Annotated in this window: 1 protein-coding gene; it reads right to left on the bottom strand. The window is 50.0% G+C overall.

The window, feature by feature from the left end:
- Window positions 1–160: DUF1815 family protein (locus NW858_RS09185; protein WP_414520341.1), on the bottom strand; the 160-nt coding region annotated here is incomplete at its 3' end.
- Window positions 161–752 lie beyond the last annotated feature (592 nt).

The following is a 752-nucleotide window of genomic DNA, read 5'->3' as shown; positions in this document are numbered from 1 at the left end:
CCCGTAAGCTGACCATGAAGGAGGCGCTCTCAAATGAGGTGCCGCAGGTGTAGCAAGAAGCCGGGTAGCCCCGCTTCTCCAAAACAATGGCCAGAGCCTGCAAACTCATCACCAGGTCTTGAACGTAGCTGCGGTATTGCTCCGCCAACCGTGCGAACATCACACTCCTCCTATAGTGAGTTGGCCCATTGGGGGCGCATTCTAGTAATTTATGCCTAGTCACTTAGAGTCAGATCTAGCATAACAATCGACAAATCCTCAAGAAAGGGATCCATTTAGCCTCTCTCCAGAGATCAGCCAAGGCTACTGAAGACCAAATAGCACGCTATGTAAAGTCTAAGGCAGTAGGATGTAGTATTTAACACTCTTCTCGGAAGAGACATTAAAGTTTACCCTAATTCAAAACTCTTGCCTGCTGGTCTCGGCTCTCTGCCAAGAACCGGTCAGTTTTCCTGCAGTGGGGCTTGGGCCCTGATCCTGAAGGGCTTTATCAGTGAAGATTTTGCCTGGCCGGGGCAATTGTGGCGGGGCTAGGCCTTACAGACGGATGGAACTAGGGTAAGTTCCCGAGGAATGATGCTGAGAAAAGACTCAGGAATATCACGGATAACTAGAGAGAAACACTCGATGTTGTGGCCTGCGGATTTGGAAGGAGGGAGACTGATTGCTTAAAGAGTCTCAAAGAGCAACTGGGGATCGGTGAAACCTGCTATCGGAGCGGATTTTGGCCCCTGAATGGCGATCTTTATCAC

Source organism: Synechococcus sp. H55.10 (genome assembly GCF_047502715.1).
Classification (GTDB): Bacteria; Cyanobacteriota; Cyanobacteriia; order Thermostichales; family Thermostichaceae; genus Thermostichus.
The sequence above is the reverse complement of the archived record's forward strand: the minus strand, read 5'-3'. Positions and strand labels throughout refer to the sequence as shown.